19 protein-coding genes are annotated in these 26120 nt (G+C 65.8%); 2 read left to right on the top strand and 17 right to left on the bottom strand.

Features of this window, described 5'->3' with window-relative positions; all coding sequences use genetic code 11:
• Positions 1-15: 15 nt before the first annotated feature.
• The 11 genes from ABIC51_RS13960 to uvrA form a co-directional block, all read right to left on the bottom strand.
• Complete coding sequence (locus ABIC51_RS13960) at positions 16-2733, bottom strand: TonB-dependent receptor domain-containing protein (RefSeq protein WP_175899583.1); 2718 nt, start codon at positions 2731-2733, stop codon at positions 16-18.
• A gap of 362 nt (positions 2734-3095) precedes the next feature.
• Positions 3096-4454, bottom strand: a complete 1359-nt coding sequence (locus ABIC51_RS13955; RefSeq protein WP_175899585.1) for an MFS transporter — start codon at positions 4452-4454, stop codon at positions 3096-3098.
• A complete protein-coding gene (locus ABIC51_RS13950) occupies positions 4447-5157 on the bottom strand; it encodes a hypothetical protein (protein WP_048027334.1) in 711 nt (236 codons plus the stop codon). Before ABIC51_RS13950 ends, ABIC51_RS13955 begins: the two co-directional genes overlap by 8 nt.
• A gap of 2 nt (positions 5158-5159) precedes the next feature.
• Positions 5160-5963, bottom strand: coding sequence for a 2OG-Fe(II)-dependent halogenase WelO5 family protein (locus tag ABIC51_RS13945; protein WP_049097019.1), 804 nt, complete (start codon positions 5961-5963; stop codon positions 5160-5162).
• Positions 5964-6009: 46 nt separating this feature from the next.
• Positions 6010-8394: a TonB-dependent receptor plug domain-containing protein gene (locus ABIC51_RS13940; RefSeq protein ID WP_226128536.1), complete on the bottom strand. Its 2385-nt coding sequence runs from the start codon at positions 8392-8394 to the stop codon at positions 6010-6012.
• 752 nt (positions 8395-9146) lie between these two features.
• Positions 9147-9578 (bottom strand): ExbD/TolR family protein, encoded by a 432-nt coding sequence (locus ABIC51_RS13935; protein ID WP_027792785.1) that lies wholly within the window; start codon positions 9576-9578, stop codon positions 9147-9149.
• A gap of 12 nt (positions 9579-9590) precedes the next feature.
• On the bottom strand, positions 9591-10013 hold the full coding sequence (locus ABIC51_RS13930; RefSeq protein WP_021156566.1) for an ExbD/TolR family protein: 423 nt from the start codon (positions 10011-10013) through the stop codon (positions 9591-9593).
• A 12-nt stretch (positions 10014-10025) separates the two neighbouring features.
• Complete coding sequence (locus tag ABIC51_RS13925) at positions 10026-10961, bottom strand: MotA/TolQ/ExbB proton channel family protein (protein ID WP_175899588.1); 936 nt, start codon at positions 10959-10961, stop codon at positions 10026-10028.
• A 66-nt stretch (positions 10962-11027) separates the two neighbouring features.
• On the bottom strand, positions 11028-11723 hold the full coding sequence (locus tag ABIC51_RS13920; RefSeq protein ID WP_060174434.1) for an energy transducer TonB: 696 nt from the start codon (positions 11721-11723) through the stop codon (positions 11028-11030).
• Positions 11724-11831: 108 nt separating this feature from the next.
• Positions 11832-12872, bottom strand: a complete 1041-nt coding sequence (locus tag ABIC51_RS13915) for an LLM class flavin-dependent oxidoreductase (protein WP_146253086.1) — start codon at positions 12870-12872, stop codon at positions 11832-11834.
• Positions 12873-13745: 873 nt separating this feature from the next.
• Positions 13746-19640, bottom strand: a complete 5895-nt coding sequence (uvrA, locus tag ABIC51_RS13910; protein ID WP_175899590.1) for an excinuclease ABC subunit UvrA — start codon at positions 19638-19640, stop codon at positions 13746-13748.
• 255 nt (positions 19641-19895) lie between these two features.
• On the opposite strand from uvrA, the gene ABIC51_RS13905 reads away from it, so the two are divergent.
• Together ABIC51_RS13905 and ABIC51_RS13900 are read left to right on the top strand one after the other, a co-directional pair.
• A complete protein-coding gene (locus tag ABIC51_RS13905) occupies positions 19896-20279 on the top strand; it encodes a c-type cytochrome (protein ID WP_175899592.1) in 384 nt (127 codons plus the stop codon).
• Positions 20280-20491: 212 nt separating this feature from the next.
• The gene (locus tag ABIC51_RS13900) at positions 20492-20875 is read left to right on the top strand and encodes a hypothetical protein (protein WP_060174437.1); all 384 of its coding nucleotides are present in this window, start codon (positions 20492-20494) and stop codon (positions 20873-20875) included.
• A 112-nt stretch (positions 20876-20987) separates the two neighbouring features.
• On the opposite strand, the gene ABIC51_RS13895 is transcribed toward ABIC51_RS13900, so the two are convergent.
• The 6 genes from ABIC51_RS13895 to ABIC51_RS13870 all read right to left on the bottom strand — a co-directional run bounded on the left by ABIC51_RS13895 (position 20988) and on the right by ABIC51_RS13870 (position 26045).
• Positions 20988-21308, bottom strand: coding sequence for a high-potential iron-sulfur protein (locus ABIC51_RS13895; protein ID WP_027792793.1), 321 nt, complete (start codon positions 21306-21308; stop codon positions 20988-20990).
• A gap of 128 nt (positions 21309-21436) precedes the next feature.
• Positions 21437-21778, bottom strand: a complete 342-nt coding sequence (locus ABIC51_RS13890; protein WP_027792794.1) for a cytochrome C oxidase subunit IV family protein — start codon at positions 21776-21778, stop codon at positions 21437-21439.
• 8 nt (positions 21779-21786) lie between these two features.
• Positions 21787-22521 carry a heme-copper oxidase subunit III family protein gene (locus tag ABIC51_RS13885; RefSeq protein ID WP_059524071.1) on the bottom strand — a complete coding sequence of 245 codons (735 nt, stop codon included), beginning with the start codon at positions 22519-22521 and terminating at the stop codon, positions 21787-21789.
• Positions 22518-23129, bottom strand: a complete 612-nt coding sequence (locus tag ABIC51_RS13880; RefSeq protein ID WP_175899594.1) for a cytochrome c oxidase subunit 3 — start codon at positions 23127-23129, stop codon at positions 22518-22520. The genes ABIC51_RS13885 and ABIC51_RS13880 overlap by 4 nt, the downstream gene beginning before the upstream one ends.
• Positions 23126-24880, bottom strand: a complete 1755-nt coding sequence (gene ctaD / locus ABIC51_RS13875; protein ID WP_124544498.1) for a cytochrome c oxidase subunit I — start codon at positions 24878-24880, stop codon at positions 23126-23128. Before ctaD ends, ABIC51_RS13880 begins: the two co-directional genes overlap by 4 nt.
• Positions 24881-24893: 13 nt before the next feature.
• Positions 24894-26045, bottom strand: coding sequence for a c-type cytochrome (locus ABIC51_RS13870; protein WP_175899596.1), 1152 nt, complete (start codon positions 26043-26045; stop codon positions 24894-24896).
• Positions 26046-26120 lie beyond the last annotated feature (75 nt).

The following is a 26120-nucleotide window of genomic DNA, read 5'->3' as shown; positions in this document are numbered from 1 at the left end:
CGAAGGCGACGGCCCTCAGAACCGGTGCGTCGCCCCCACCTGCGCAAATCGCCCGACATACGTATAGAGCGACGAATCGTAGCCGGTCGGCCCCGCCATCCATACCGGATCGAACGGCGGCTTGCGATTGAAGAGGTTGTCGATCCCCGCGTACAGCGTCCAGTGCTTGAATCCCGTATAGCCGATCATCAGGTTGAACTGGCTGTACGACGCAACGCCATCCGCCATGCCGGGGTACGTGCCCGGCGCGAGAATGGCCTGCGCGTAAGGGCCGACATAGAGCCAGCTCAGGGTCGCGTTCCACTGGTGATGGTTCCAGCTCAGGTCGGTGTTCCCTTTCCAGCGCGGCGAGCTGCCGCCGAACGGCTGGTGAAGTGCGCCGTTGTTGCCGGCGTAATCCCTTTCCACGCCGCCAACCGGCATCTTGAAGTGCCATATGTACGCCCAATCGCCGGACAACGTGAAGGTACCGATTTTCGTCGCGACCGTCTGGCGGAACGTGGCCTCGAAACCGTCGGTGTCCAGCGACGACAGATTGCGATACGGCAGCGTGACATAGGCGATGCTGCCGTTGGCATTGCGAACCACCTGAGACGGATCGTTCTGATTGACCACGACCTGCACGTCGTCCGTGCCGATCACGTTATCGATGTGAATCTTGTACCAGTCGAAACCGATATCGGTCGTACGTGTCGGCGAAAACTGGAAGCCGACGTTATAGTTCTTCGTGCGCTCGGGCTGCAGGCCGCGATTGCCCGCGCGAATTTCCTCGACGATGTTGTACGAACCCGGATTGTTCGGATCTCGCGTGTCCACCACGCCCTGCGAGCCGAACGTCCGCGACGACGTGTTCTCGATCAGCGTCGGCGCACGGAAGCCGCGGTTGTACGAACCGTACAACGTGAGTTCCCGCACCGGCTGAAAACGCAGCGCGAACCGCGGCGAAAACGCGCCGCCGAAGTCGCTGTAGTGATCGTAGCGGCCCGACTGGCTGAACGTCAGTGTCTTCAGCAGCGGAATGTCGAGCTGATAGTAGACGGCCGCGACGTTGCGCTCGCCGTCGACGGACTGGATCGACGGCGACGTCAGCTGGCCGCTTGCCCAGCCCGCTCCCGTGCCGATGTACTGGCTCTGATGCATGAACTGCGCGCCGAGCCCGAGGCCCACGTTGCCCGTCGGCAGCCTGAACAGGTTCGGGCTCGACAGCGTCGCATCCAGCACGTCGAGCTTCGTGATCGCCTGGTTCGACGTGCTCTGGTAAAGGCCGTTCAGTCCGTTCGGCGTCGCGGACGGATTGGAGAAATCGAACGTGCCGTTCCGGATGATGTTCGTCAGCGCGCTGGCGCTCATCTGGTTCGAATAGTTCTGCGAGACCGTGTCCTGCGAATGCGCATACGACGCGCTCCAGTCCCAGTCGCCCGCGGACGGCACCGCGAACGTTCCCTTCACGCCCGTCGCGGCACGCCAGTAGTTCGAACTGACATGCACCGACTGCGACGCCGGAAACGCATAGCGCAACTGCGTCGGCACGCCGAACGGATTGTAGGGATTACCGGCCGGCACGACGTTCGATACCAGCGCAACGCTGCCCGTCGCCGGATCGTAGGTCTGCGTGCTGGTCGTCAGGCGGCCGACGCCCCGGTTCGCGACCGTCGTGTTGTTGCTCTCCCACAGATCGGCGAACGCCTGCATCGCGTCGTCGATCCTGAACTCGCCGTGCAGCTTCGCGCTCAGGCGCTCGGTCCACGGCGAGAGCGACGACGCGCCTGCCGTGTTGCGCTGGCAGATCGTGCCGCCTGCGCCGAACGATTGAGAATTCGTGTTGCCGGGTGCGACCTTGCCGCCATACGCACAGGGGTCGAGCGGCACGTTGCCGTTCGCCCTCGCCCAGTACGACGTCGACTGGTTGGACAGGCCGCCGGGATAGTTCGAGAAATTCTGGTTCTCCGTCATGTTCCGGTCGGAAGCAAGCACGCCGTTGTTCTTGTAGTAGCTGAGCGCCGCCGTCACGTTGAAGCGATCCGCGTTGATGTCGCCGAAGCCGCCCAGCAAGCCGAACCGGGTCGTGCCCGCGCCGCCGCCTCCGTTCGTCGCACCGCCGTAGCTGCCGGTGAGCTCCAGGCCCCGATAGTTCTTCTTCGTGATGATGTTCACGACACCGGCGACGGCATCGGAGCCGTACTGCGACACCGCGCCCGTCTTGACGATCTCGATCCGGTCGATGATGTTGAGCGGCAGCGTGTTCAGGTCGAAGAACTGATCGGTGCCGTTGGCCGCGTACGCATACGGGGCGGCGCGCTGGCCATCGATGAGTACCAGCGTGTATTTTTCGCTCAGCCCGCGCAACGCGATCCCCGATCCGCCGACCGCGAAGTTGGCCGTCGCGGTCGAGCCGTCCCCCCAGCTGCTCGATGAATTGGCCGTCACGCTGCGCAGATAGTCCGCGACCGTCGTATGGCCGCTGTTCACGATGTCCTTCGCCGTGATCGTCTGGACCTGGTTGAAGCCGACCTTGTCCGCGCTGCGGATCAACGACCCCGTCACTTCGAAACGCTTGACCGTCAGCGCGTCGTGCGCGCCCGATGCCGGCAACGCCGGCGCCGCGGGCACGGCCACTGTCGACGTCGTCGAGCCGGGTGCCGGCTGCGACTGCGCCCATGCGGACGCTCCCGGTACCGCCGTGGACGCGCAGAACAACGCTGCGGCAATCCCCCTCACCACGCTTTGCTTCATCTTTTTTCCCGCCCACAATCGCCGGCCTGGCCGCGCGTATTCTTGAAACGGCATCTGTTTAGAGATCCGAATTCATGTTCGAAATGCAGATCGTTCCGGCTCGACGAGGTGTCTGCGACGTTTCGGGCACCGTGCCCGATTTCACGTCAGCCCGGATCGCATGGACGCCGCACGGGAATCGCCCGCGGCGTCGGGTCGACGCTGCCTGGAAAGCACGCATGCGCGAGCGCGCCCCGCGCGATCGAGGCCGAGCGCCTGTCGGGCAAGACGACGGATGCCCGGCAACCGCCCGGACATCCGCCTGCTATTGATGGGAACCCGTCTGCTCGACGATCCGCGAGCGATGCGTATCCGGCGGCCGGTCAGTCGATGGCCACCGCTACCGACTCACGCGACAGCACGTGATACAGCGCGCCGGCGGCGAGGATGATGGCCGCGAGCGCCAGCATCAGTGTCTGGTAGCCATGCCGGAAATCGTCGACCTGCCGCATCAGGAAGATGGCGAACGCAATGCCGCTCGCGCCGCCCACGTTGTGCACGGTCCACGACGTGCCCATCGCCACGGCCGCCTTTTCGCGCGGCAGCGCACCCAGCGCCACCAGCGTCGAGGGCCCGAGTATCGCGCCCCAGCCGATGCCGAACAGCAGCAGCGGCACGACGAACCAGGCTGCGTCGGGCTGCCCCGCGACGATCGACAGCAGAATCGACGCGACGACGAACAGCGACAGGCCGGTCATGATCACCCGCGACGGGCCGAGCCGTTCGCTGCGGCCGCCGATCCAGGACGACGCGATGGAGAACGTGATGGTCGCCGGCAGCAGATACAGCCCGATGGTGATGTCGCTCTTGTGGAGCTGGGTCGAAAAGAAGATCGGCAGGGTGAGCAGCACGATGCAGTAGAAGAACGCGAGAAAGAACGTCGCGAGCAGCGCGGACAGGAACCTCGGTTCGCGGAAGAAATGAAACTCGACGATCGGGTCGCGCGTGCGCAACTCATGCCAGACGAACAGTGCCAGCGCGACGAGCGACACCGGCAGCAACCAGAGATTGAGCCGGCCGCCGTCGACGGACAGATAGCTGACGAGCGTGGTCAGGCCGACGACCAGCAGCAGGCACCCCGTCACGTCGATGCGCTTGCGCGCCTGCGCCTTGAACTCCGGTATCGCCCAGGCGCAGAGCGCCAGGCTGATCGCGATGAACGGAATGTTGATCAGGAACGCGTCGTGCCAGTCGAGCGCGCCGGCGAACAGGCCGCCGATGATCGGGCCGAGCGCCAGCCCGACGCCGTTGGCGCCGAACAGGATCCCCAGCGCCTTGCCCTGTTCGTTCTCGTCGAACGTGTAGCTGACGATCGCGCCCGATACCGTATACAGGATCGCGCAGCCGATGCCCTGCAGGAAGCGGAACCCGACCAGCAGCCAGAACTGATGCGCGATACCCGCCAGCAACGAAGCCGCGCCGAAGGTCACGAGGCCGACGATCAGCAGCTTCTTGCGGCCCAGGTTGTCGGCCAGCGTCGCAACCGGCACCATGAACGCGGACAGTGCGACCATGAAGATGGACGTGATCCACTGCGTCGTCTGGATCGGGATCGAAAAGTCGCGGCCGATCGCCGGAAGAATCGTGTTGACGACCGTGAGATCGATACATCCCAGGAAGCTCGCGATACAGATGCCGGTCAGCCCGACGTATTTCCGAACCTTGCTCGATGAATTAGTCATGCGCCAGTGCCTCGGTTTCCTCGTCTGCGTGCGACTGCGATTTTTTCTTGAACTTGACCGCCAGCCAGTTGGCGCGGGCATCGCTCCCGTTCTGCACGAAAATCTCTCGGGTCTTGCTCATCGCGGCGGTCATCTGCTTCGGGTAGATGATGAAATCGATGCCGTCCCGCGCCCACATCGGCATGATGATCGGGCATTCCTCGAGAATGTAGAAGAGCGAGCGATAGAACGCGTCCTCGTGTTCGCGGGTTCCCTGCACGAGCCCGTTGCGCTCCGCGAACACGCCGATGGTGTCGTTGATCGCGTAACGGTATTCGGGATTCGAGTAGTACTCGTTCGTGATCAGATGGTAGTACTGCGAATAGTCGTCGCGGCGCAGCAGGTCGTCCCATCGCAGGATCTCGCGCCGCATCGACAGCTTCGCGAGAGTTCCCTCGTGGTCCCGCAGCCACGCGTCGCCACGGTCGCGGCTTTTCTGATAGTTGCTGCGCGCGGAGCCGGTCGCATAGTTGTGGCGCTGCAGCGTATCGGCCACGCCGATCACGCATTGCCCGAACCCCGCCACGTTGATCTTGTCGACGGTCGCCGCCAGCTTTTCGCCTTCGTGATATTCCTTGCCGACGCTGATCAGCAGCAGTGCCGTCTTGCCGACGTACTCATGTGCCTGAAATTTTCCTTGTGCCTGCAGTGAAACCTTGTACATGGTCAGCTCCAGTAAACTAAGGGTTCGGTAACGGATTTGATGCCGACGAAGGCACTCAACGTGACCCGGTCGGTGCCCCGGACGGGGCGAACCGCGTGGATGAAACGCGGATTCAGGAAGATCAGGTCGCCCACCTCCGGCTTGATCACCAGGTCGGGCGCACCCACCTGCTCGCGGCCGATCCCGTAGTGGCGATCGCCCTTGAGCGCTTCGTATTCGCGCGCATCGGGTGCGACGCGCCAGAGTTCCAGCTCGCCGCCGTGCGGCGGCACCTGCAGATAGATGTTGGCCGACAGCTGATACTCCAGCGACCATCCGGTGCCCGCCGGCAGCGTCCATTCCAGGTTGTCGATGTGCGGCTCGAGATCCACGCCGGGCGTCAGGTAGCGGCACACGCCGACGAAGCACTTGCTCCCGTCCACACTCAGCAGCCGTGCCCCTTCGGGCCACGCGTCGTCGAGCAGCGTGCGGAACCGGTCGACCGGCGACGCCAGCTCGCCGAACAACGTCCGAACGCGCTCGATATTGGCACGCGCATGCCGGTGATACGCCTGCCGCACCTCTTCGGATCGCACCTCCGCGTACGCGATGCCGAGCCGCGTAAATTCGGCTGCGTGACCCAGCGCGCCCCGGTCGGGATGAGCGAACAGCTGCTCCTCCGCTCGCCGGACGACCGCCGGCGGCGTGAACGCACGAATGCGTATCGCGAGCGCATGGCCTCTGCACAAATCGAGAATGTGATCGGCGCACAGCGACGTTTCGTCGACGTCGATCACTGCATGGTCAACCTCTGCCGGTCGGTTCATGGCGTGATGGAATGAAGGAGTGAAAGAAGTAAGGGAGCCACGCGCATCAGAGCAGGTAGCGGGCGCGCAGGTAATAGAAGCCGCCGTTGATGCCGATCGGCGACGACACGATGTCGTACTGCGTGCCCAGGAACTGGTTCTCGGACGGCAGCTTGCTCGGGTACACGTTGAACAGGTTGTTCGCGCCCACCGCGATTTCGAACTTGCGTGTCATCGCATAGCGCAGCTCGACGTCGGTGACGTAGCGCGCCGCGTTCGTGAAATGCGCGAAGCGCGTCGTCGAAAATGCATTCGGGCCGCTCCAGTAGCTCTCTTCGCCGGAGGTCGTGCCGTAACGCGTTTCGTGCAGGCTGAGCGCCCATTTGTCACGGTGCCAGGTGCCGCCGACGATGATCTTGTTCTTCGGCGTCGACGACGTGATGTAGCCGACCTGCTGCGCGTTCAACAGCGTGTTGCCGTTGGTGTCGCGGCCCACGCTCGTCACGCTCGTCGTGTTGAAGTTGATGCCGAGATCCCAGTCGACGCTCCCCCACCTCGCGAAGTTGCTGTGATACGTGGCCAGGATGTCGAGGCCGCGCGTGCGCGTATTCACGCCGTTCGTGAAATAGTTCGCCGTCACCGACGGCAAGCCCGCCGGCAACGTGATGCCGGCCTGCGTCAGCGCATCGATCGCGGTCTGTCCGCTATAGGTGCCGCCCTGCACGATCCGGTCGCGGATGTTGATCTGGTACGCGTCGATCGTCACGTTCAGGTTCGGCAGCGGGTTGAGCACGAGCCCGATATCGAAGTTGGTCGACTTCTCGGGCTTGAGCGGCGTCGCGCCGAGGTTGCGTGCAGCCTGCGAGTTCGGGGCCAGTTGCCCGTAGGCGGAAAGCGGCGAGATGTTCAGGTTCGTGAAGTACTGCTGCGCGAGCGACGGCGCGCGAAAGCCGGTGCCGACGCTTCCGCGGACCGCGATGCGCGGCGTGATGTCGTAGCGCGTCGAGACCTTGCCGTTGGTCGTGCTGCCGACGTCGTTGTAATGCTCGAAGCGCCCCGCGAGATCCACCTGCCAGTTCGGCGCGAGCCGGGTGGCGAGATCGATGTAGGTGCCGAGCACCTCGCGCGATTTCGACAGCGCACTGAGCGGCGACAGGCCCGGCAACGCCTGGCTGCCCGCACCGTAGGTCGACGCGGGATCGCCCGCGCCGACCGTGTAGCTTTCGTGGCGATGCTCGGCGCCGACCGACACGTTGAGCGGCGCGGGCAGCAGCGGCAGGTGGAATGCACGCGACAGGTCCAGGTTGTTGGTCCACTGCGTGTTCGTGAAGGTCGACAGGCGGAAGCCGGTCGGCGTCGATCCGGTCGCGGCGAACAGGCTCGTATTCGCCGAATTGACCATGCCGATGCCGATGTTGTCACGGCCGTAGGTCGAACTGATGTCCCATGCCCAGCCGAGCAGCCGGTCGCCTTTCACGCCCGCGGTCAGCGAAAAGTCGTTTTCGTTGATCGTTTCCTGCGGCGTGAAGCCGTTCGGATAGAGCGCGGGCAGGACCGACGGCAACCGGTAATTCTGGTAGCTGCCGCCGCTCCGATGAGCATAGGTGCCGAAGCCGTACAGCTTCGCGCCGCCTTCGAGCAGGTAACCCGCGTTGAAGGCGACCGATTCCCGCGTGCTGGAAGGCGACCCGAGAATCAGGTTGTCGTTCCGGCCGGTTCGTGGATCGGCGTCGGTTCGCACCGTATGATTCTGCCGGTTGTATTCGGCGCTCAGGTCGACATAACCGGCATCGCCGAGCCTCAGCCCGATGGTGGCCGCATTGTTCTGCGCGAGGCCGTCGCCCTGATAGGTCTGGCCGGTCGTGTTCGACACCTCGCCGCCCTGGTAATTCGACTTGAGGATGACGTTGATCACGCCGGCAATTGCATCCGAGCCGTATTGCGCGGATGCGCCGTCACGGAGAATCTCGACATGATCGATCGCCGTGACCGGGATCAGGTCGACGTCGACACCGGTCGATCCTTGCTGCGGCCCGCGGTTCAGCGACACATTCGCGGTCGAATGGCGGCGCTTGCCGTTCACGAGCACCAGCACGTAATCGGGGCTCAGCCCGTGCAGCGTCAGCGCGCTGGTCAGGTTGCCCGCATCGCCGCGCATCGCCTGGCGCGCGATCGACGGCGAAAGCTGGACGAGTGCGTCGCGCAGGTTGCCCTGCCCGGTGCGCCGCAGCGCGTCGCCGCTGATCACTTCCACCGGGGCGGCGGCATCGCGCACCTTCCGCGCGCTTTCACGCGTGCCGGTCGTGACGACGACGTCCTGAACGGTGACGACGACGTCCCGGGTATCGCCGGCAGGCGCCGGTTCCGGCTTCGTGCCCTGTGCCCACGCGGCGCTGCCGGCGGTAATCCAGCAGGCGGCCAGCGCCAGCGAGCGGCAACGGGGGATCCTCACGCGCGCAATGTCGTTTCTCTGATAAACCACTTCAAGGCCCTCATTTCAGCGCGCCGCGAAGTGTCGTTTCATTCTCGCGTCACGCTTCTCGTTTGTTTTGATATCAGTGCGTGACGAATCATCCTCCTGGTGTAATAGTTTGTTAAATAACAAATACGCATTTTCATTTATCGATTCATCCGACAATTAGCGACATTGCGCACGATTACGCAATCACGCAGAAAATGTTGCGATTGCGTGGCGAATGGAAATGGCGTCGGTTAAATCGACTGATATTGACGATGCCAGATTTGAATAATGAAAAGGAATATGCGCACGTTTGTGAAATATCGATTTCGCTCGACAAGCTGCGCATTGCATGTTCGAACCGATGGGCCGGAAAGTATCGTGACGATGTCGACATCATTGCGATGGCGGAACGATCGCAGCCCGGCGGCCCGGCTCCGCTTCGAGCAGTCTTCGCTGATGGGGGTGGCCGGCTTAGGAGGAACGCGTCGGTTTCTTGATGCGAATGGATGGCCGGTCGCCCGGCGTACTAGTTTGCAGCGTGGCAGGTGATCTGCTCGTGCGGGAGCGCCGGGCCTGGACAACACGTTTGCGTCGCCCGGCCGGCGAATGCGATTCACGCGGGGTTGCGCGAAGTTGCGTGACAGTGCGGCGATTGTGCGGGCAGCGGCACCCGAGAGGATCGCGCGATCGCGTGCGACCCGGCGGGATACGACTCGATCCGCGCCATCGTTCTTTCGAGCCGCTCACTCCATGTACTGCTCGTTGCCGATCAGGCCGATCTTCGTCGCGCCTTCGCGCTGGGCCGAGGCCAGCACTTCGGCCACCGCCTTGTAAGGTGCGGACTTGTCCGGGCGCAGCCGGATCTCGTCCTGGTCGGCCTCGGCCGCCACCGCGCGGAACTTCGCGTCCAGCGCGGCCCCGCCGCTCACCGCCGCGCCGTTCCAGTTGACGGCCCCGTCCGCCCCGATGTCGATCTGCACCACCTGGGGCGGATGCGGCGGCGGCGGTGGGTTCCCCACCGGCAGGTTCATCTTCACCGAGTGCATCTGGATCGGGATCGTGATGATCAACATGATCAGCAGCACCAGCATCACGTCGATCAACGGCGTGGTGTTGATGTCCACCATCACGTCCGGATCGTCCTTGCTCCCTCCGGAGCCTGCGTTCATACCCATCGTTCGAACTCCCTAGCCCCCGCGCGCGGGCGGCTGCGTGATGAAGGCGACCTTGACGACCCCGGCCCGCTCGCATGCCGCGACGACCCGGCCGATGTACTGATACGGCGTCGCCTGATCGCCGCGCACGTGGACGTCCGGTTGCGGCGCCTGCGTCGAAATCTCCTTCAGGCGCGACACCAGCGTCGGAAGGTTCACATGCTCGGTTCCCCAGAAAAGGTCGCCCTGCCGGTTCACCGCGATCTCGATGCTTTTCGGCTGGGTCTGCAGCGGCTGTACCCGCTCCGCCGGCAACTGCACCTGGATCGTGTGCGTCACCACCGGGATCGTGATGAGGAAGATGATCAGCAACACCAGCATCACGTCCACGAGCGGCGTCGTGTTGATCGCCGAGATCACCTCGTCGTTGTCGTCACCGCCGACACTGATTGCCATGACGCGCCCCGCCTACGACTGAACCGCCAGCGCCTGCGGCGACTGTGCCGCCGGTGTCGCGATGCGGCCCGCCGCGCGCCTGCCGCCCGCGAGCAATACGGTGTGCAGTTGCGCGCCGAAATCGCGCACGCGTTCCATCACGGACTTGTTGCGGCGCACGAGGAAGTTGTAGCCGAGCACGGCCGGCACAGCCACCGCGAGGCCGATCGCGGTCATGATCAGCGCCTCGCCCACCGGGCCGGCGACCTTGTCGATCGACGCCTGGCCCGCGATGCCGATGGCCGTCAGCGCGTGATAGATGCCCCACACGGTGCCGAACAGGCCGACGAACGGCGCGGTGGAGCCCACCGTGCCGAGAAACGCCAGGCCGTCCTGCAGTCGGTTCGACACGCTGGTGATCGAGCGCTCGATGTTCAGCTCGATCCAGGTGTTGCGGTCGACCGAATCGAGCAATGCGGTGTCGTGGTGTTCGCCCGCCTCGATCGCGTTCTCGGCGATGAAGCGAAACGGCGACGCATCATCGAGCTGGGCGGCACCCTCGGCCAGCGTCGGCGCATTCCAGACCTGCTCGTCGGCCGACTTCGCGCGGCCGTTCGCACGCGCCTGCTCGACGAACTTGGTGACCATGACGTACCAGCTGCCGAGCGACATGACCACGAGCAGCCCCAGTACGAAACGCGCGACGAAGTCGCCGTTCGCCCACAGCGCGCCCAGGCCGTAAGGATTCTCGACGGTGGCCGACGTCGCGGGTTCGGGCGGCGGCACCGGGCGCTCCGATCCGTTCGACGCAGCCGGCGCCGCCACGATCGGCGCTGCACCGGATGCTGTCTCGACCTGTGCAGCCGCCTTCTCCTGGGCAAGCACGGATTGCGGGGCGACCAGCGTGCCGCTCACGCCGGCGGCGATCATCAGGCTTGCCGCCAGCGCGGCCCGAAAATGCTTTCTCATACGCACTCCATATCTATTTCGGATCGATCCGGGAAGCAGGCGGCGTCTGCCGCGTTGCCTTCCCCGTCAGTTCAGGTTGAAGGAAAACGGTACGCGCACACGCACGGATTGCCCCTGGGCGATACAGTTGAAGCGCTTGACCGCATTGAGCGCCGCGCGATTGAGCACCGGATCGGCCGGCTGCGCGACCCGCAGGTTCGTGACACGGCCGTCCGGATCCACCGTAAATTCGACGGTCACGTCACCCGTGATGTTGTTGTCCTGCGCCTCCGCCGGGTAGACGATCGACGACCGGACTTCGTCCGAATTCGGGCAGACCACGCCAATCTCGCGATTCACCGGCTTGGCAACCGGCACCGGCGCCGGCGCGGGTGGCGCTTCGTGCACCGGTGCGCTCTGGACCGGCGCGTCCTGGTGCGTGATGGTGGCGGGCGGCGGGGCCTGCACGTGCACCTCGGGCGGCGGCACGAACGGCGGCGGCGGCGCCGTCACCCGCGGCTTCGACACGACCTTTTCGACCGGCTTCGGTGGCGGCGGTGGAGGCGGCGGCTTCACCGGTGCGATGATGCGTGCCTCGATCGGTTGCTGGACGATCTGGACGACCCGCGTCGCGAGACCGTTCACGAGCGCCCAGATCAGGACGAGATGCAGCGCAATGGCGATCGCGATGCCGCCGAAGCGGCGTACCGGATGCGTCTGCTTGTTGCCGAAGCGGCGCGGACGGCCGATTGCCGCGAGCCGGGATGGAGAAGCGGTTGTCATGTTCGGTCCAGTTGCAACGAGATCGAAGGTGCGGCGTGCCCGGCGGCATCCGGTCCGTCGCCGACTTCAATCACGTGCGCCATTCGATGGAATGTCATGTCGATCGCATCAGGCCGCGGCGGGCTCGCGCCGGTCAACCGGCTGCCACCCGAGTGCCGGGGCGATACGCGTGATGAAGTCCTCGAGAATCTGCCGGTAGTTCTCGAACGGCAGGTCGTAAGGCAATTCGAGGCGCAGCTCCTGCACCTGCCCGACCACCGGGTCGGCCAGCAGCCGCTCCACGATCTCGTCCGAGCTGCCGACGAGATCCGGCGCGAACAGCGTGCGCCGCTCGCCCTGCGGCGCCAGCGTGCGGGCATGACGCGCGTCGGCAAACGCGCGATAGCGTTCGCGCTCCTTCGCGCTCGCGCCGTCGGTCGGGACGATCACGCGCCCCAGCGCGATCCGCGGAGCGTGAGCTTCATGCCAATGGTCGCGATACAGATCCAGTTGCCGCAACTGGGCGTCGATATGGCTATCGGTGCCCTCGCCCGTGGTTATATTGCCGATCAGCAGGTTGAAGCCGTTCCTGGCGGCCCACTCGATCGATCGCCTGGAACCGCCTCCGTACCAGAGTCGCCCCGTCAGGCCGGGCGCAAACGGGCTCACGCGCGGCCGCACCCGGCCCGCGGCCGATTCGACGAACGTGTCGTCGTCGCCGAGCCAGTCGCCGGCGAGATTGCGGCGCAGGCGTGCCACACGCGCGTGCGAGAAGTCGACGAGATCCGGATCGGTGTCGAACAGCCGCTCGCCCAGCAGCGCGCCGTGATTCGGTGCGCCCGCGCTGAGCCCGACATTGAGCCGCCCGCGCGAGAGCACGTCGACGGTGGCGAGATCCTCGGCCAGCCGGAATGGATTCTCGTAGCCCATCTGGATGACCGCGGCGCCCAATCCGATCCGGGTCGTCCGCTGGCTCGCCGCCGCGAGAAACGTGGCGGCTGACGAGACGGCGCGCTCGAGGTGGCGTTGCCGCACCCACGCGCTGTCGTAACCGAGCGCTTCGCCCGCGCCGAACAGTTCGAGCGTCTGCTCGAATCCCGCCGCCGCGTCTTCACCGGCGTAATTGCCCGGTGTCAGGAAGGCAATGTGATCAATGCGGACGTTGCTCACTTTCGTATCCTTCGTCATTGGGTCTGTCTGGTGGTACACGCGCCGCGTGCTGTCGGCCCGGGATCTGCCCAATCTGCCTGTCGGCAGGCATGACGCACGACCAGCACGGCACCATCGACCGGAACGCGCGCGCTCGCCTCTTCGGCGAGCGGGTTTTTATCGGGGATCGAAAGGAAACGCGACATCGAACTCAACCTCGCGAATGGCCGGGCTGACCGGATTCAAACTTTCATGAAAAAGCGTCGAATAGGCAGGTAATCTCGAATGTCGATTATGGAGAACGTGCGACTGCCCCGTTGCGGTCATTTCTTCTATGAATATGACGCACGTATCAAAACCGATAGCGCGCACACACATAATGGAATTCGCGATTGATTCAGGCGTGGCCTCGCAAATCCGGGCAGGTGTGTAAGTGGAACGCTCGATCCGCTGGCCCGCGATAATGCCGGCCCAGGAACCTGGACGATGAAGAAGAGAACCCGACGGTCACACCCGGCGGGGTTCGATGCAAAAGTGCTGCGCTTGCAACGCTAAAGGCGAGCGGACGCTGGCCGGTCTGGCGCAACAGTTCGACGCGCAGCCGAACCCGACCACGGAATGGATGCGACAGCGCGAAAACGCGTGGGGAATGTGTTTTAAGTGACGGGCACGCGATCGAGCGAGCCGCCGACAGACATGACGGCACCGCATGCGGGGATGGCGCCGGTCGACACCAGAAAACGAAGCTCCGATAGCGCGAGGTTTCGCGTATCGGAAGCGGGGTAACGGCGCCACACCGGAGCCATTACCCCACCGCTTGAAAGAAAAGAACCGAGCCCGTTAGCCAGGAGGCAATCCCCCTGGCACCGAGGCTCTCAACACTAAGTGCCGCGCTCACCCTACCCGCGCTTCTCCCTCGCGCTCGGCTTCCCCTTCGCCCGCGCCCGTTCGCGCGAGCACCGGCTTGAGCGCCTGCCCCGTATGGCTCGCGCTCACCTGCACGAGCGCTTCCGGCGGCGCCGCCGCGACGATCGTGCCGCCGCCCACGCCGCCTTCCGGCCCGAGATCGATGATCCAGTCGGCTTCCGCGATCACGTCGAGATCGTGCTCGATCACGACGACGCTATGCCCCGCATCGACGAGCCGGTGCAGCACGCGAATCAGCTTCGCGACGTCCGCCATGTGCAGGCCGACCGTCGGCTCGTCGAGCACGTACAGCGTGTGCGGCGCCTTCTGGCCGCGCCGCGTGATGTCGTCGCGCACCTTCGTCAGCTCGGTGACGAGCTTGATGCGCTGCGCCTCGCCGCCCGACAACGTCGGCGACGGCTGGCCGAGCGTCAGGTAGCCGAGGCCGACATCCTTCATCAGCTGCAACGGATGCGCAATGTTCGAGATCGGCGCAAAAAACTCCACTGCCTCGTCGATCTCCATCGTCAGCACGTCGCCGATGTTCCGGCCGCGCCACGTGACGGCGAGCGTCTCCGGGTTGAAGCGCTGCCCGTGGCACACGTCGCACGGCACCTTCACGTCGGGCAGGAAGCTCATCCCGATCGTGCGCACGCCTTGCCCTTCGCATGCGGGGCAACGCCCATCGCCGGTGTTGAACGAGAAGCGCGACGCCGTGTAGCCGCGCGCACGCGCTTCCAGCGTATCGGCGAACAGCTTGCGGATCGTGTCCCACACGCCGATATAGGTGGCCGGACACGAACGCGGCGTCTTGCCGATCGGCGTCTGGTCGACTTCGAGCACGCGGTCGATCTGCTCCCAGCCGCTCAGCGATTCGCAGCTCTGCCACGCATGCGTGACGTTCAGCGACGGCCGCGGCGCACTGCGCGCGAGCACGCTCGAACGACGGTTGGCGGCCGGTGTGTCCTGCTGCGCGGCCTTGCGCGCGCGGCGCGTGGCCGGCGACGACAGCACCGAGCGGCCGACCGCGTCGAGCAGGTTCGTCATCAGCACGTCGCGCGCGAGCGTCGACTTGCCCGAGCCGCTCACGCCCGTGACCGCGACGAGCCGCGCGAGCGGAATGCCGACCGTGACGTTGCGCAGGTTGTGCAGCCGCGCACCGTGCACGGTCAGCCAGGCTTCCGGCACGGCCGCGCCGCCCTTCTTGCCCGGCAGGCTCACGCTGCGGCGTGGCTGCAGCGGATGCGTCATCGGCTGCGCGAGCAGGCGGCCCGTCACGGAATCCGGCTGCGCGGCCAGATCGGCGACCGCGCCCTCGGCGACCAGCGTGCCGCCGCGCTTGCCCGCGCCCGGGCCGATGTCGATGATGTGATCGGCGCGGCGGATCGTGTCCTCGTCATGTTCGACGACGACGAGCGTGTTGCCCTTGTCGCCGAGCTTGCGCAGCGCATCCAGCAGGATCTGGTTGTCGCGCGGATGCAGGCCGATCGTCGGTTCGTCGAGCACGTAGCACACACCCTGCAGGTTGCTGCCGAGTTGCGCGGCGAGCCGGATGCGCTGCGCTTCACCGCCCGACAGGCTCGGCGCCGCGCGATCGAGGCTCAGGTAGCCGAGCCCGACTTCCTCGAGAAACGCGAGGCGGCTGCCGATCTCGCTGACGATGTCGCGCGCGATCTGCGCGTCGCGCCCCGTCAGTTCCAGCCCGTCGATCCAGCGGCGCGTGTCCGACACCGTCCATTGCGCGACCTCGACGATCGGGTGCGCGTCGAACGTCACTGCCCGCGCGGACGGGTTCAGCCGCGTGCCGTTGCAATCCGGGCACGGCTCGTTGCCGACGCCTTCCGGTTCCTGTTCGTCCGACGGCAGCGTCTGCTCGCGGCCGCGATCGTCCCCGGCGAGCACCGTGTCGTCGTACGCGGCGCGCTGTTCGCGCGTGAGCGTGACGCCGGTGCCGACGCAGGTCGTGCACCAGCCGTGCTTGCTGTTGTACGAGAACATCCGCGGGTCCAGTTCCGGGTAGCTCGTGCCGCACACCGGGCACGCACGCTTGACCGACAGCACCTTGACCGTGCCGACCCGCGCGGTCGAATGATCGTTCTGCATCGCGTCGTGCAGCCCGTCGAGCGGCGCGAGCAGATGCATCACGCCCTTGCCGAGCTCGAGCGTCTCGTCGAGCACGCGTCGCAGTTCGGCTTCGTTGTCGGGGGACACGACGATATCGGCGACCGGCAGCTCGATCGTATGCTCGCGGAAGCGGTCGAGCTTCGGCCACGGATCGACCGGCACGAACTCGCCGTCGACGCGCAGATGCGTGCTGCCGCGCGCCTTCGCCCACTTCGCGAGATCCGTATACACGCCCTTGCGGTTCACGACGAGCGGCGCGAGCAGCCCGACGTGTTCGCCGCGATGATCGCGCAGCAACTGCGCGGCGATCGATTCGACGGATTGCGACGTGACCGGCGTGCCGTCGTGGATGCAATGCTGCAGGCCGAGCTTCACGTACAGCAGCCGCAGGAAGTGCCACACCTCGGACGTGGTCGCGACCGTGCTCTTGCGCCCACCGCGCGACAGCCGCTGCTCGATCGCGACGGTCGGCGGAATGCCGTAGACCGCGTCGACTTCGGGGCGGCCGGCCGGCTGCACGATCGAGCGCGCATACGCGTTCAGCGATTCGAGGTAACGGCGCTGGCCTTCGTGGAACAGGATGTCGAACGCGAGCGTCGACTTGCCGGAACCCGACACGCCGGTGATCACGTTGAACTTGCCGTGCGGGATGTCGACGTCGAGCGCCTTCAGGTTGTGCTCGCGCGCGTTGACGATCCGCACGACGTCCTCGCCTTCGATCGCACGCCGCTCGCGCGCCGCGTTCAGCACGGCCTGCAGCGGCTTGCCTTCGTCGGCGAGCGCCATGTCGGCATCCATCGCGCGTTCGTACTGCAGCAGCGCCACGCCGGTATGCGATTCGGCGCAGGCTTTCACGTCGTCGGGCGTGCCCGCGCACAGCACGAGGCCGCCGCCGTCGCCGCCTTCCGGGCCGAGATCGATCAGCCAGTCGGCCGCGCGGATCACGTCGAGGTTGTGCTCGATCACGATCAGCGAATGGCCGGCCGCGAGCAGCTTGCCGAACGCCCGCATCAGCTTCGCGATGTCGTCGAAGTGCAGCCCGGTGGTCGGCTCGTCGAACATGAACAGCTTCGCCCGCGCGATGCGCGCCTCTTCCGTGACGACCCGGCGGCCGTTCACGGCCGCCGCCGATTCGGCGAGGAAGCCGGCCAGCTTCAGGCGCTGCGCTTCGCCGCCCGACAGCGTCGGCACCGGCTGGCCGAGCTTCACGTATTCGAGGCCGACGTCGACGATCGGCTGCAGCACGCGCAGCACCTCGGCATCGGTCGCGAAGAACGCGGCTGCTTCGCTGACGGTGAGATCGAGCACGTCGGCGATATTCAGCGCGCGGCCGTCGCGCTCGATGCGCACTTCGAGAATCTCCGCGCGGTAGCGGCTGCCGTCGCAGTCCGGGCAGCGCAGGTAGACGTCGCTCAGGAACTGCATCTCGATGTGCTCGAAGCCCGAGCCGCCGCAGGTCGGGCAACGGCCGTCGCCCGAGTTGAAGCTGAACGTGCCGGCGCCGTAGCCGCGTTGCAGCGCGAGCGGCGCCTTCGCGAACAGCTTGCGGATCTCGTCGAACGCGCCGACGTAGCTCGCCGGGTTCGAACGGGTGGTCTTGCCGATCGGCGACTGGTCGACGAACACGACGTCGCCCACCTGGTCGGCGCCCGTGAGGCTGCGGTACGCGCCCGGCGACTCGGTCGCCTTGCCGTGGTGCCGCGCCATCGCCGGATAGAGCACGTCCTGCAGCAGCGTGGACTTGCCGGACCCCGACACGCCCGTCACGCAGACGAGCCGCTGCAGCGGAATCTCGACCGTCACGTCGCGCAGGTTGTGTTCGCTCGCGCCTTCGAGCACGATGCGCGGCGTATTCGCGTCGACCACCCGGCGCGCCCAGTTCGACGCATGCGCGACATGCTTGCGGCCGCCGAGATACTCGCCCGTCAGCGTGTGCGCGGAGCGGATGTCGCCCGGCGTGCCGTCGTAGACGATCGTGCCGCCGCGCTCGCCGGGGCCGGGCCCCATGTCGATCAGGCGATCGGCAGCGAGCATCACCGACGGATCGTGTTCGACCACCACCAGCGTATTGCCCGCATCGCGCAGCCGCTGCATCGCCTCGACGATCCGCGTGAGATCGCGCGGATGCAGCCCGATGCTCGGTTCGTCGAGCACGAACAGGGTTTTCGTGAGCGATGTGCCGAGCGCCGTCGTCAGGTTGATCCGCTGCACCTCGCCGCCCGACAGCGTGCGGCTCTGCCGGTCGAGCGTCAGGTAGCCGAGCCCGACGTCGCACAGGTATTTCAGGCGCGTGCGCACCTCGGCGAGCAGCAGCTTCAATGCATCGTCGAGCAGCGCGCTCGGCAGGCTGATGTCGTCGAAGAAGCGGCGGATGCGCTCGATCGGCAACAGCATCAGGTCGTGCACGGTCAGGCCCGGCAGCGCCTCGAGCTGCGCGCGGCTCCAGTCGACGCCGCGCGGCATGAAGCGGCCGGCCGGCGCGAGCACGCCGTCGGCGTTCTCTTTCGAGCCGAGCCGCCACTGCAGCGACTCCGTCTTCAGGCGCGCGCCGCCGCACACGTCGCACGGCGTGTAGCTGCGGTATTTCGACAGCAGCACGCGGATATGCATCTTGTACGCTTTCGACTCGAGATAGCCGAAGAAGCGCTTCACGCCGTACCACTGGCTCTGCCACTTGCCGTTCCAGTCCGGCGAACCGTTGACGACCCAGTCGCGCTCGGCGTCCGACAGCTCGGCCCACGGCGTGTCGCGCGGGATGCCGGCTTTCGCCGCGTAGCGCATCAGGTCGTCCTGACACTCCTTCCACGCGGGCGTCTGCATCGGCTTGATCGCGCCGCCGCGCAGCGTCTTGCGCGCGTCGGGAATCACGAGGCCGAGATCGACGCCGATCACGCGGCCGAAGCCGCGGCAGGTTTCGCACGCGCCGTACGCCGAATTGAACGAGAACAGCGCCGCCTGCGGCTCCGCGTAGCGCAGATCGCTGTCGGGATCGTGAAGCCCGGTGGAGAAGCGCCACACCTGCGGCTCGGCGATCGCGTTTTCCGCTTCCGGCGCCAGCACGTACACGTTCACGCGCCCGCCGCCGCGTTTCAGCGACGCCTCGATCGCCTCGACCACGCGCACCTTGTCGGCCTGCTGCACGCGGAAGCGGTCGGCCACCACGTCGAGCACCTTGCGCGGCCCGGTGGGCGACGCGACCTCGCGCTGCGCCTGCACGCGCGTGTAACCGCTCGCGGACAGCCACTGCGCGACTTCTTCATCGGACGCCGTTTCGGGCAGCTCGACCGGGAACGTGACGACGACGCGCGGATCGTCCGCCTGCGTGCGCGCGACGAGTTCCGCGTAGATCGTCTCCGGCGTGTCGTGCCGCACCTGCCGCGCGGTCTTGCGGTCGAACAGCTCGGCCGCGCGCGCGTACAGCAGCTTCAGGTGATCGTTCAGCTCGGTCATCGTGCCGACGGTCGAGCGCGAACTGCGCACCGGGTTGGTCTGGTCGATCGCGATCGCGGGCGGCACGCCGTCGACCCGCTCGACCTGCGGGCGGTCCATCCGGTCGAGGAACTGCCGCGCGTACGCGCTGAACGTCTCGACGTAGCGCCGCTGGCCTTCCGCGTACAGCGTGTCGAACACGAGACTCGACTTGCCGGAGCCCGACGGGCCGGTGACGACCGTCATCTCGCCGGTGCGCAGGTCGAGATCGAGGTTCTTGAGGTTGTGCTGACGTGCTCCGCGAATGCGGATCAGATTGCTGGATGACAATTTGCCTGCCCGTCTGAATGAGTTAACCAGAGTGCCCGGTGCCGGAACGCTGCGGCGGATGCCCGCAGGCGCGGCGCACGCGCCGCAAGGGTTGCACCTGTGCGGCCCGATTTCGACGGACACTATACTGTATATTCATACAGTTTTCCATGACGACCCTGAGGGCGGCATGGGATGGGGGTGGGAGGCGCGGCCATTCCGCGATGACGCATTTATACTCCCCGACCCGGCAATCCGCGTGATACGACAAGGAAAATGAAAGCAAGAGCATTGCTCATCACTTCGCTGGGAGCGTGGGTGTTGACTCAGCCTTCACTCGCCTTCTCGCAAAACATCAACGGAAAAAATCTCTTCATACAGAGATGCGTGATGTGCCATGGCGCAGATATCAAGGGCACCGGGCCATTGGCCAGGAAAAGCAATCCCCCCACGCCCGACCTCACCACTGCCGCGTTCAAAAAGCGACTCCACGATTATCCAGGCGTCATCGTTTCGTCGGTAATACTTCGCCCGAACGGGGACCTGATTCCGAGAACCTTGAGGGAGAACGGCGTCAAGCTGGCGCCGCACGCCTGGACCGTTCAGGATTTTCGCGACCTGAATCAATACATGAGCGACGTGATTTACAACAGCCGATGATTCCGTGTTGACCGGCTGACCGCTCAGGGTCGTTTCGAGCCGGTAACATACCGCCGATGCGATATCCGGCGGATGCATCAACCTTCCGAAAATGGTGCCGTTGTTCGGGTCGGACTTCGGCACGCAAGCCGTGTGTTGCGCCGTCCGGATTCGACGCACCTGCCCGGGCGCAGCCCATGCGATGATGCGCGCTGATCAACATGAGAAATGGAATGACGACTACCTTCGACGAGGCGACAACGGCGGCGATCGCCGCGTTTGCCCAACTGGATTTCCACACGGCCGTGCAAGCGATGCGCGCCGAAGCCGACTACGACCGCGAAATAGACCAGTGGATCTCGCACTACATCGACGAGCACGGCGGCGGCGCGGACGATGCGGAATACGACGCGTTGCACGCGCAGGCCCAGGCAACCCCGGAATTCGCGCAGTTCGTCGATGCGGCTCGCCGCGAGATCCTGGAATACTTCGACGTGACCGACGATCAACTGGACTGGATGGTCCTGCTGCGCAACGACGACAGCGACGAGCTTTGGGCGGAAGTCAACCGGCAGCGGACCGCGCTGGGAACCGGTGAAGTGCGCGGCGATCTCTGACCCTTGCCTGCCATCCGGATTTCGCGTCGCGCCGGGTGCGTGGCTCGAGTCCGATCAGTCATGAGATGGGCCGGGCATCACGTATCCCGGCCACCCGCTCGCCGCTGCCCTGCTACGCCTTTTTCGCGTAAGCGCCGCACCAGCCTTTCGCATTGACCTGCTTGCCGCCGAAAATGGTGCACGGCGCCGTCGCCGCACCGGTCTTGCCCTGGAAGAACTGGCAGTTCGCGCAGGCCTCGCCCGCCTGAAATTTCGGGAATTTCGCATGGTCGACCCGGCTTGCATCCGTCTTGTAGCCGAGGGCCTGGGCGTTTGCATCGGTCTCCTGCACGGCACCGGCCCCGGCATCTGCCGCGGCCGCGCGGCGCCCAACGGCCAGCGCGGATGCCAGAACGGTGGTGGCAGCAATAAAACGTCGGCGTGAAAACTTCATCTTGCCCTCCTCGATGTTTGCGTGGCCGGATGACCGGCATCCTCCGATGCCGCGACGCCGCCCGGCTCACAACCGCGGCCCGTCACCGTGCCCGTCGCACTGCGAGACCTTCATCCCCTGCGAAGGAATCACCGAAAAAACAATTCCCGCATCCCGAACGTGTGATGCGCCTCGGCCGCCATCAGCACCATGAGCACCAGCAGGCACAGCGGCGGCACGAGAATCGCGTACACCAGCGCCAGCCGCTCCCACATCATGTGCATGAAGATCGACACGATCAGCCCGGCCTTCGCGATCATCAGCACGACGATCAGTACCCAGCGCAACAGGCCCTGCACGTTGAAATAGTCGACCAGGTACGACAACGTGCTCAGCACGAACAGCAGGCCCCAGATCTTCAGGTAGAGGCCGATCGGATGCTGCTGGCCGTGCGCGGCGTCGGGTCGATCGGCGGGATCGGTATGGTCCATGGCCTGCCTCACCACAAGTAGAACAGCGCGAAGATGAACACCCACACCAGGTCGACGAAGTGCCAGTACAGGCCGGCGATCTCGACGATCTGGAAGTTGCCGTGTTCGGTGAACCCCGGTTGCAGGATCTTGCGCGCGATCAGCAGCAGGTAGATCACGCCGCAGGTCACGTGAAAGCCGTGGAACCCGGTGATCGTGAAGAAGCACGCGCCGAACTGCGCCGCGCCCAGCGGATTGCCCCACGGGCGGATGCCTTCCCGGAAGATCAGGTTGCTCCATTCGAACGCCTGCAGCGACACGAAGGTGGCGCCCAGCAGCGCGGTCGCCAGCAGCAGCGCGGCGGCGGGCCTCGCGTTGCGCCGGTAGCCGAAGTTGACGGCCATCGCCATGGTGCCGCTGCTGCTGATCAGCGTGAACGTCATGATCGCAATCAGCAGCAACGGCACCTCCACGCCGCCCACGCTGAGCCCGAACACCTTCGCGGTATCGGGCCACGGCGCCGTGGTCGACATGCGCACCGTCATGTAGCCGATCAGGAAACTGCTGAAGACGAACGTGTCCGACAGCAGGAAGATCCACATCATCGCCTTGCCCCACGGCACCTTGAAGGCTTCGCGATCGGCCGACCAGTCCGTGACGATGCCGCGCCAGCCGTCGGGTCGGGCGTCGGCGGACGGCGCATCGGCAGGCGGGGCCGCGGGCGAATCGGCGGCGGATCCGGTGGGGGCCGTGGGCGCGGTCATGGCGCGGCTCCATACAGCGGCCCGCAGACGGCGGCGACGATCCCGGGGGTCAGCCACCACATCGCCGCCAGCAGCACGAGCCACACCGCGAGCAGGAAATGCCAGTAGAGCGCGCACAGATCGATGACGCGCCGGGCCCGGAACGGGTCCGCGCGCCGGAGCTGCGCGATCGTCACCGCCCACGCCGCCAGCCCGCCCAGCACATGCAATCCGTGCAGGCCGGTGAGCAGATAGAGGAAGCTATTCGACGGATTGACCGCAACGGTCTGCCCGCCAGCCGACAGCAGGTGCCAGGCGGTCAGTTGCCCGGCCACGAACACGGCCGCCAGCACGCCGCCGCACACGAGCCACGCGGTGCGGTGCAAGGTCAGTTGCCGGGCTCGCTGCATGGCGACGCTGGCCAGCGCCAGCGCGCCGGTGTTCCACCACAGCAGCGCCGGATGCGGGATCGGCTGCCAGTCGGGCTCGCGCATGCGCATCGCATAGGCGAGCAGCAGCAGCGAGAACAACGTCGTCGCGACCGCCATGAAGACGATCAGGCCGGTGCGGCCCGCATTCGGCAAGCCGGGTCGCGCGTCGTGAACGAAGGGGCGCGGCAGCGTGGTCATTCGTGGGCCTCGCCGGGGTGAAGCGCCGGGTGGGCCGGTTCGGGCACCGTCGCGGGCGGCTGGTTTTGCGGCACGAAATCTTCCTCTTGCCCCGGCGGACTGTATTCGTATGCCCAGCGGTAGACGACGGGAAGCGCCGCGCCCCAGTTGCCGTGCGCGGGCGGCGTTTGCGGCGTCTGCCATTCCAGCGTGGTGGCCCGCCACGGGTTGCCGTCGGCGCGCCGGCCGTGCACGAGGCTCCACGCCAGGTTGAACAGGAACAGCAACTGCGCGGCCGCGACGATCAGCGCGACGACGGTGATGAACGTGTTGAGCGTCTGCGCCGAATGCGGGATGAAGCTGTAGCCCTGGTACGCGTAATACCGCCGCGGCATGCCGAGGATGCCGAGATAGTGCATCGGGAAGTAGATCGCATAGGTGCCGACGAAGGTGATCCAGAAGTGCGCGCGCCCGAGCGTGTCGTCGAGCATGCGGCCCGTCACCTTCGGGTACCAGTGGTAGAGGCCGCCGAACACCACCAGGATCGGCGACACGGCCATCACCATATGGAAATGCGCGACCACGAAATACGTGTTCGACAGCGGGATGTCCACGCTCACGTTGCCGAGGTAGAGCCCGGTCAGCCCGCCCAGCACGAAGGTGCTGATGAAGCCGATGGCGAACAGCATCGGCACGGTCAGGTGGATATCGCCGCGCCACAGCGTCAGCACCCAGTTGTAGACCTTGAGGGCGGTCGGCACGGCGATGATGAGCGTGGTGGTGGCGAAGAAGAAGCCGAAGTACGGATTCATGCCGGCGATGAACATGTGGTGCGCCCAGACCACGAAGCTCAGCGCGCCGATGATGACGATGGCCCACACCATCATCCGGTAGCCGAAGATGCTCTTGCGCGCGTGCGTGCTGATCAGGTCCGACGCGATGCCGAAGGCCGGCAGCGCGACGATGTAGACCTCCGGATGCCCGAAGAACCAGAACAGGTGCTGGAACAGCAGCGGGCTGCCGCCGGCATGCCTGAGCGTCTGCCCCATCGACACCACGGCCGGCACGAAGAAGCTGGTGCCGAGCGTCCTGTCGAACAGCATCATCACCGCTGACACAAACAGCGCCGGAAATGCCAGCAGCGCCATGATGGTCGCGATGAAGATGCCCCACACCGTGAGCGGCATGCGCATCAGCGTCATGCCGCGCGTGCGTGCCTGCAGCGTGGTGGTCACGTAATTCAGGCCGCCCATCGTCGCCGCGACGATGAAGATCGCCAGCGACACGAGCATCAGCACGATGCCCCATTCGACGCCCGGCGTGCCCGGCAGGATGGCCTGCGGCGGATACAGCGTCCAGCCCGCGCCGGTCGGCCCGCCCGGCACGAAGAAGCTCGCCGCCAGCACCAGCACGGCCAGCAGGTAGACCCAGTAGCTCAGCATGTTGAGAAACGGGAACACCATGTCGCGCGCGCCGAGCATCAGCGGGATCAGGTAGTTGCCGAAGCCGCCCAGGAACAGCGCCGTCAGCAGGTAGATCACCATGATCATCCCGTGCATCGTGACGAACTGGTAGTAGTGGTTCGCGTCGATGAAGGCGAACTTGCCCGGAAAACCGAGCTGCAGCCGCATCAGGTCGGACAATACGAGGCCGACCAGCCCGATCGCGATGGCCGTCATCGCATACTGCACCGCGATGACCTTGTGGTCCTGGCTCCAGACATAGCGGGTCCAGAAGCTCTGCGGGGCGTGGTCGGTGTGCGCATAGGTCATGGTTTCTGCTCCGCTATTGCCTGGCCGCGGTACCGGCCGGAGGCGGCCCGCCTTGCGCCTCGATATACGCTACCAGTGCGGACAGTTCCTGGTCGCTCAGGTCGAAGTGCGGCATGATCGGCGAGAACCCCTTCACGACCCGCGCCGCCGGATCGCGGATGAACGCGCGCAGATAGGCTTCGTCCACCTTCGCGGTGCTGCCGTCGGCCATCGTTTCGGTCTTGCCGTACAGGCCCTTCCAGGTCGGGCCCACGAGCGGGCTGCCGTCCACGGTATGGCAGGCGACGCAGCCCTTGGCCGCCGCGAGCGTCTTGCCCAGTTCGACGAGCGCGTGCGCGCTGCCGCCGGCAGCGGCGGGGGCTGCCTGCACGCGGGCGAGTTGCTGCCGCGCGAAGGTGGTCTGCTGCGCCAGCCAGCGCGAGAACGCGGCTTCGTCTTCCACGACCACCACGCCGCGCATGCCGGAGTGCCCGATCCCGCAGAGCTGCGCGCACAGGATGTCGTAGCGCCCCGCCTTGGTCGGCGTGAACCAGAAGGTGGTCACCATGCCCGGCACCATGTTCATCCGCGCCCGGAACGGCGGAACGTAGAAATCGTGCAGCACGTCGCGCGAGCGCGTCAGCACCTGGACCGGCCGGTTGAGCGGCAGGTGCACCTCGGGCGTCTCGATCAGGTAATTGTCGCGGCCGTTGGGGTCGGCGGGGTTCAGGCCGAACGGGTTGTCGTTGCTGATGTAGCGCACGTCCGTCGTGCCCAGCTTGCCGCCGGGGCCCGCGAAGCGGAAGCGCCATTGCCATTGCTGGCCGAGCACTTCCATCTGCAGCACGTTGCGCGGCGGCCGGATGTAGTCCGCGTAGACGAACAGCCCCGGCGCCAGCAACGCCGCCACGCCGACGGCGGTCAGGCCGATCAGCCACCATTCCAGCCGGCGGTTGTGCGGCTCGTAGGCCGCGCGATGCCCGCTGCTGTGGCGATAGCGCACCAGCGCGACGACGATGAACAGGTTGATGGCGATGAAGAATGCACCGGTGATGACGAGCGTGATCGTCAGCATGTCGTCCATGCGCACCCAGTTCGACGCGATCGGCGTGATCCACCACGGACTGGCAAAGTGAAACCCCACCGCCAACAGGATGATCAGGACCAGGGCAATCGCAAGGGCCATAGGCCGCCTCGCTGCGTATCACTCGCCGGCGCCGCCGACACCGGGTTCCGTGTCTCCCGCGAACGCCGGGTGGTC

The organism is Burkholderia sp. 572 (assembly GCF_040545135.1).
GTDB classification, from domain to species: Bacteria; Pseudomonadota; Gammaproteobacteria; order Burkholderiales; family Burkholderiaceae; genus Burkholderia; species Burkholderia cepacia.
Note: the sequence above shows the minus strand (reverse complement) of the source record. Positions and strands in the feature narration are given on the sequence as shown.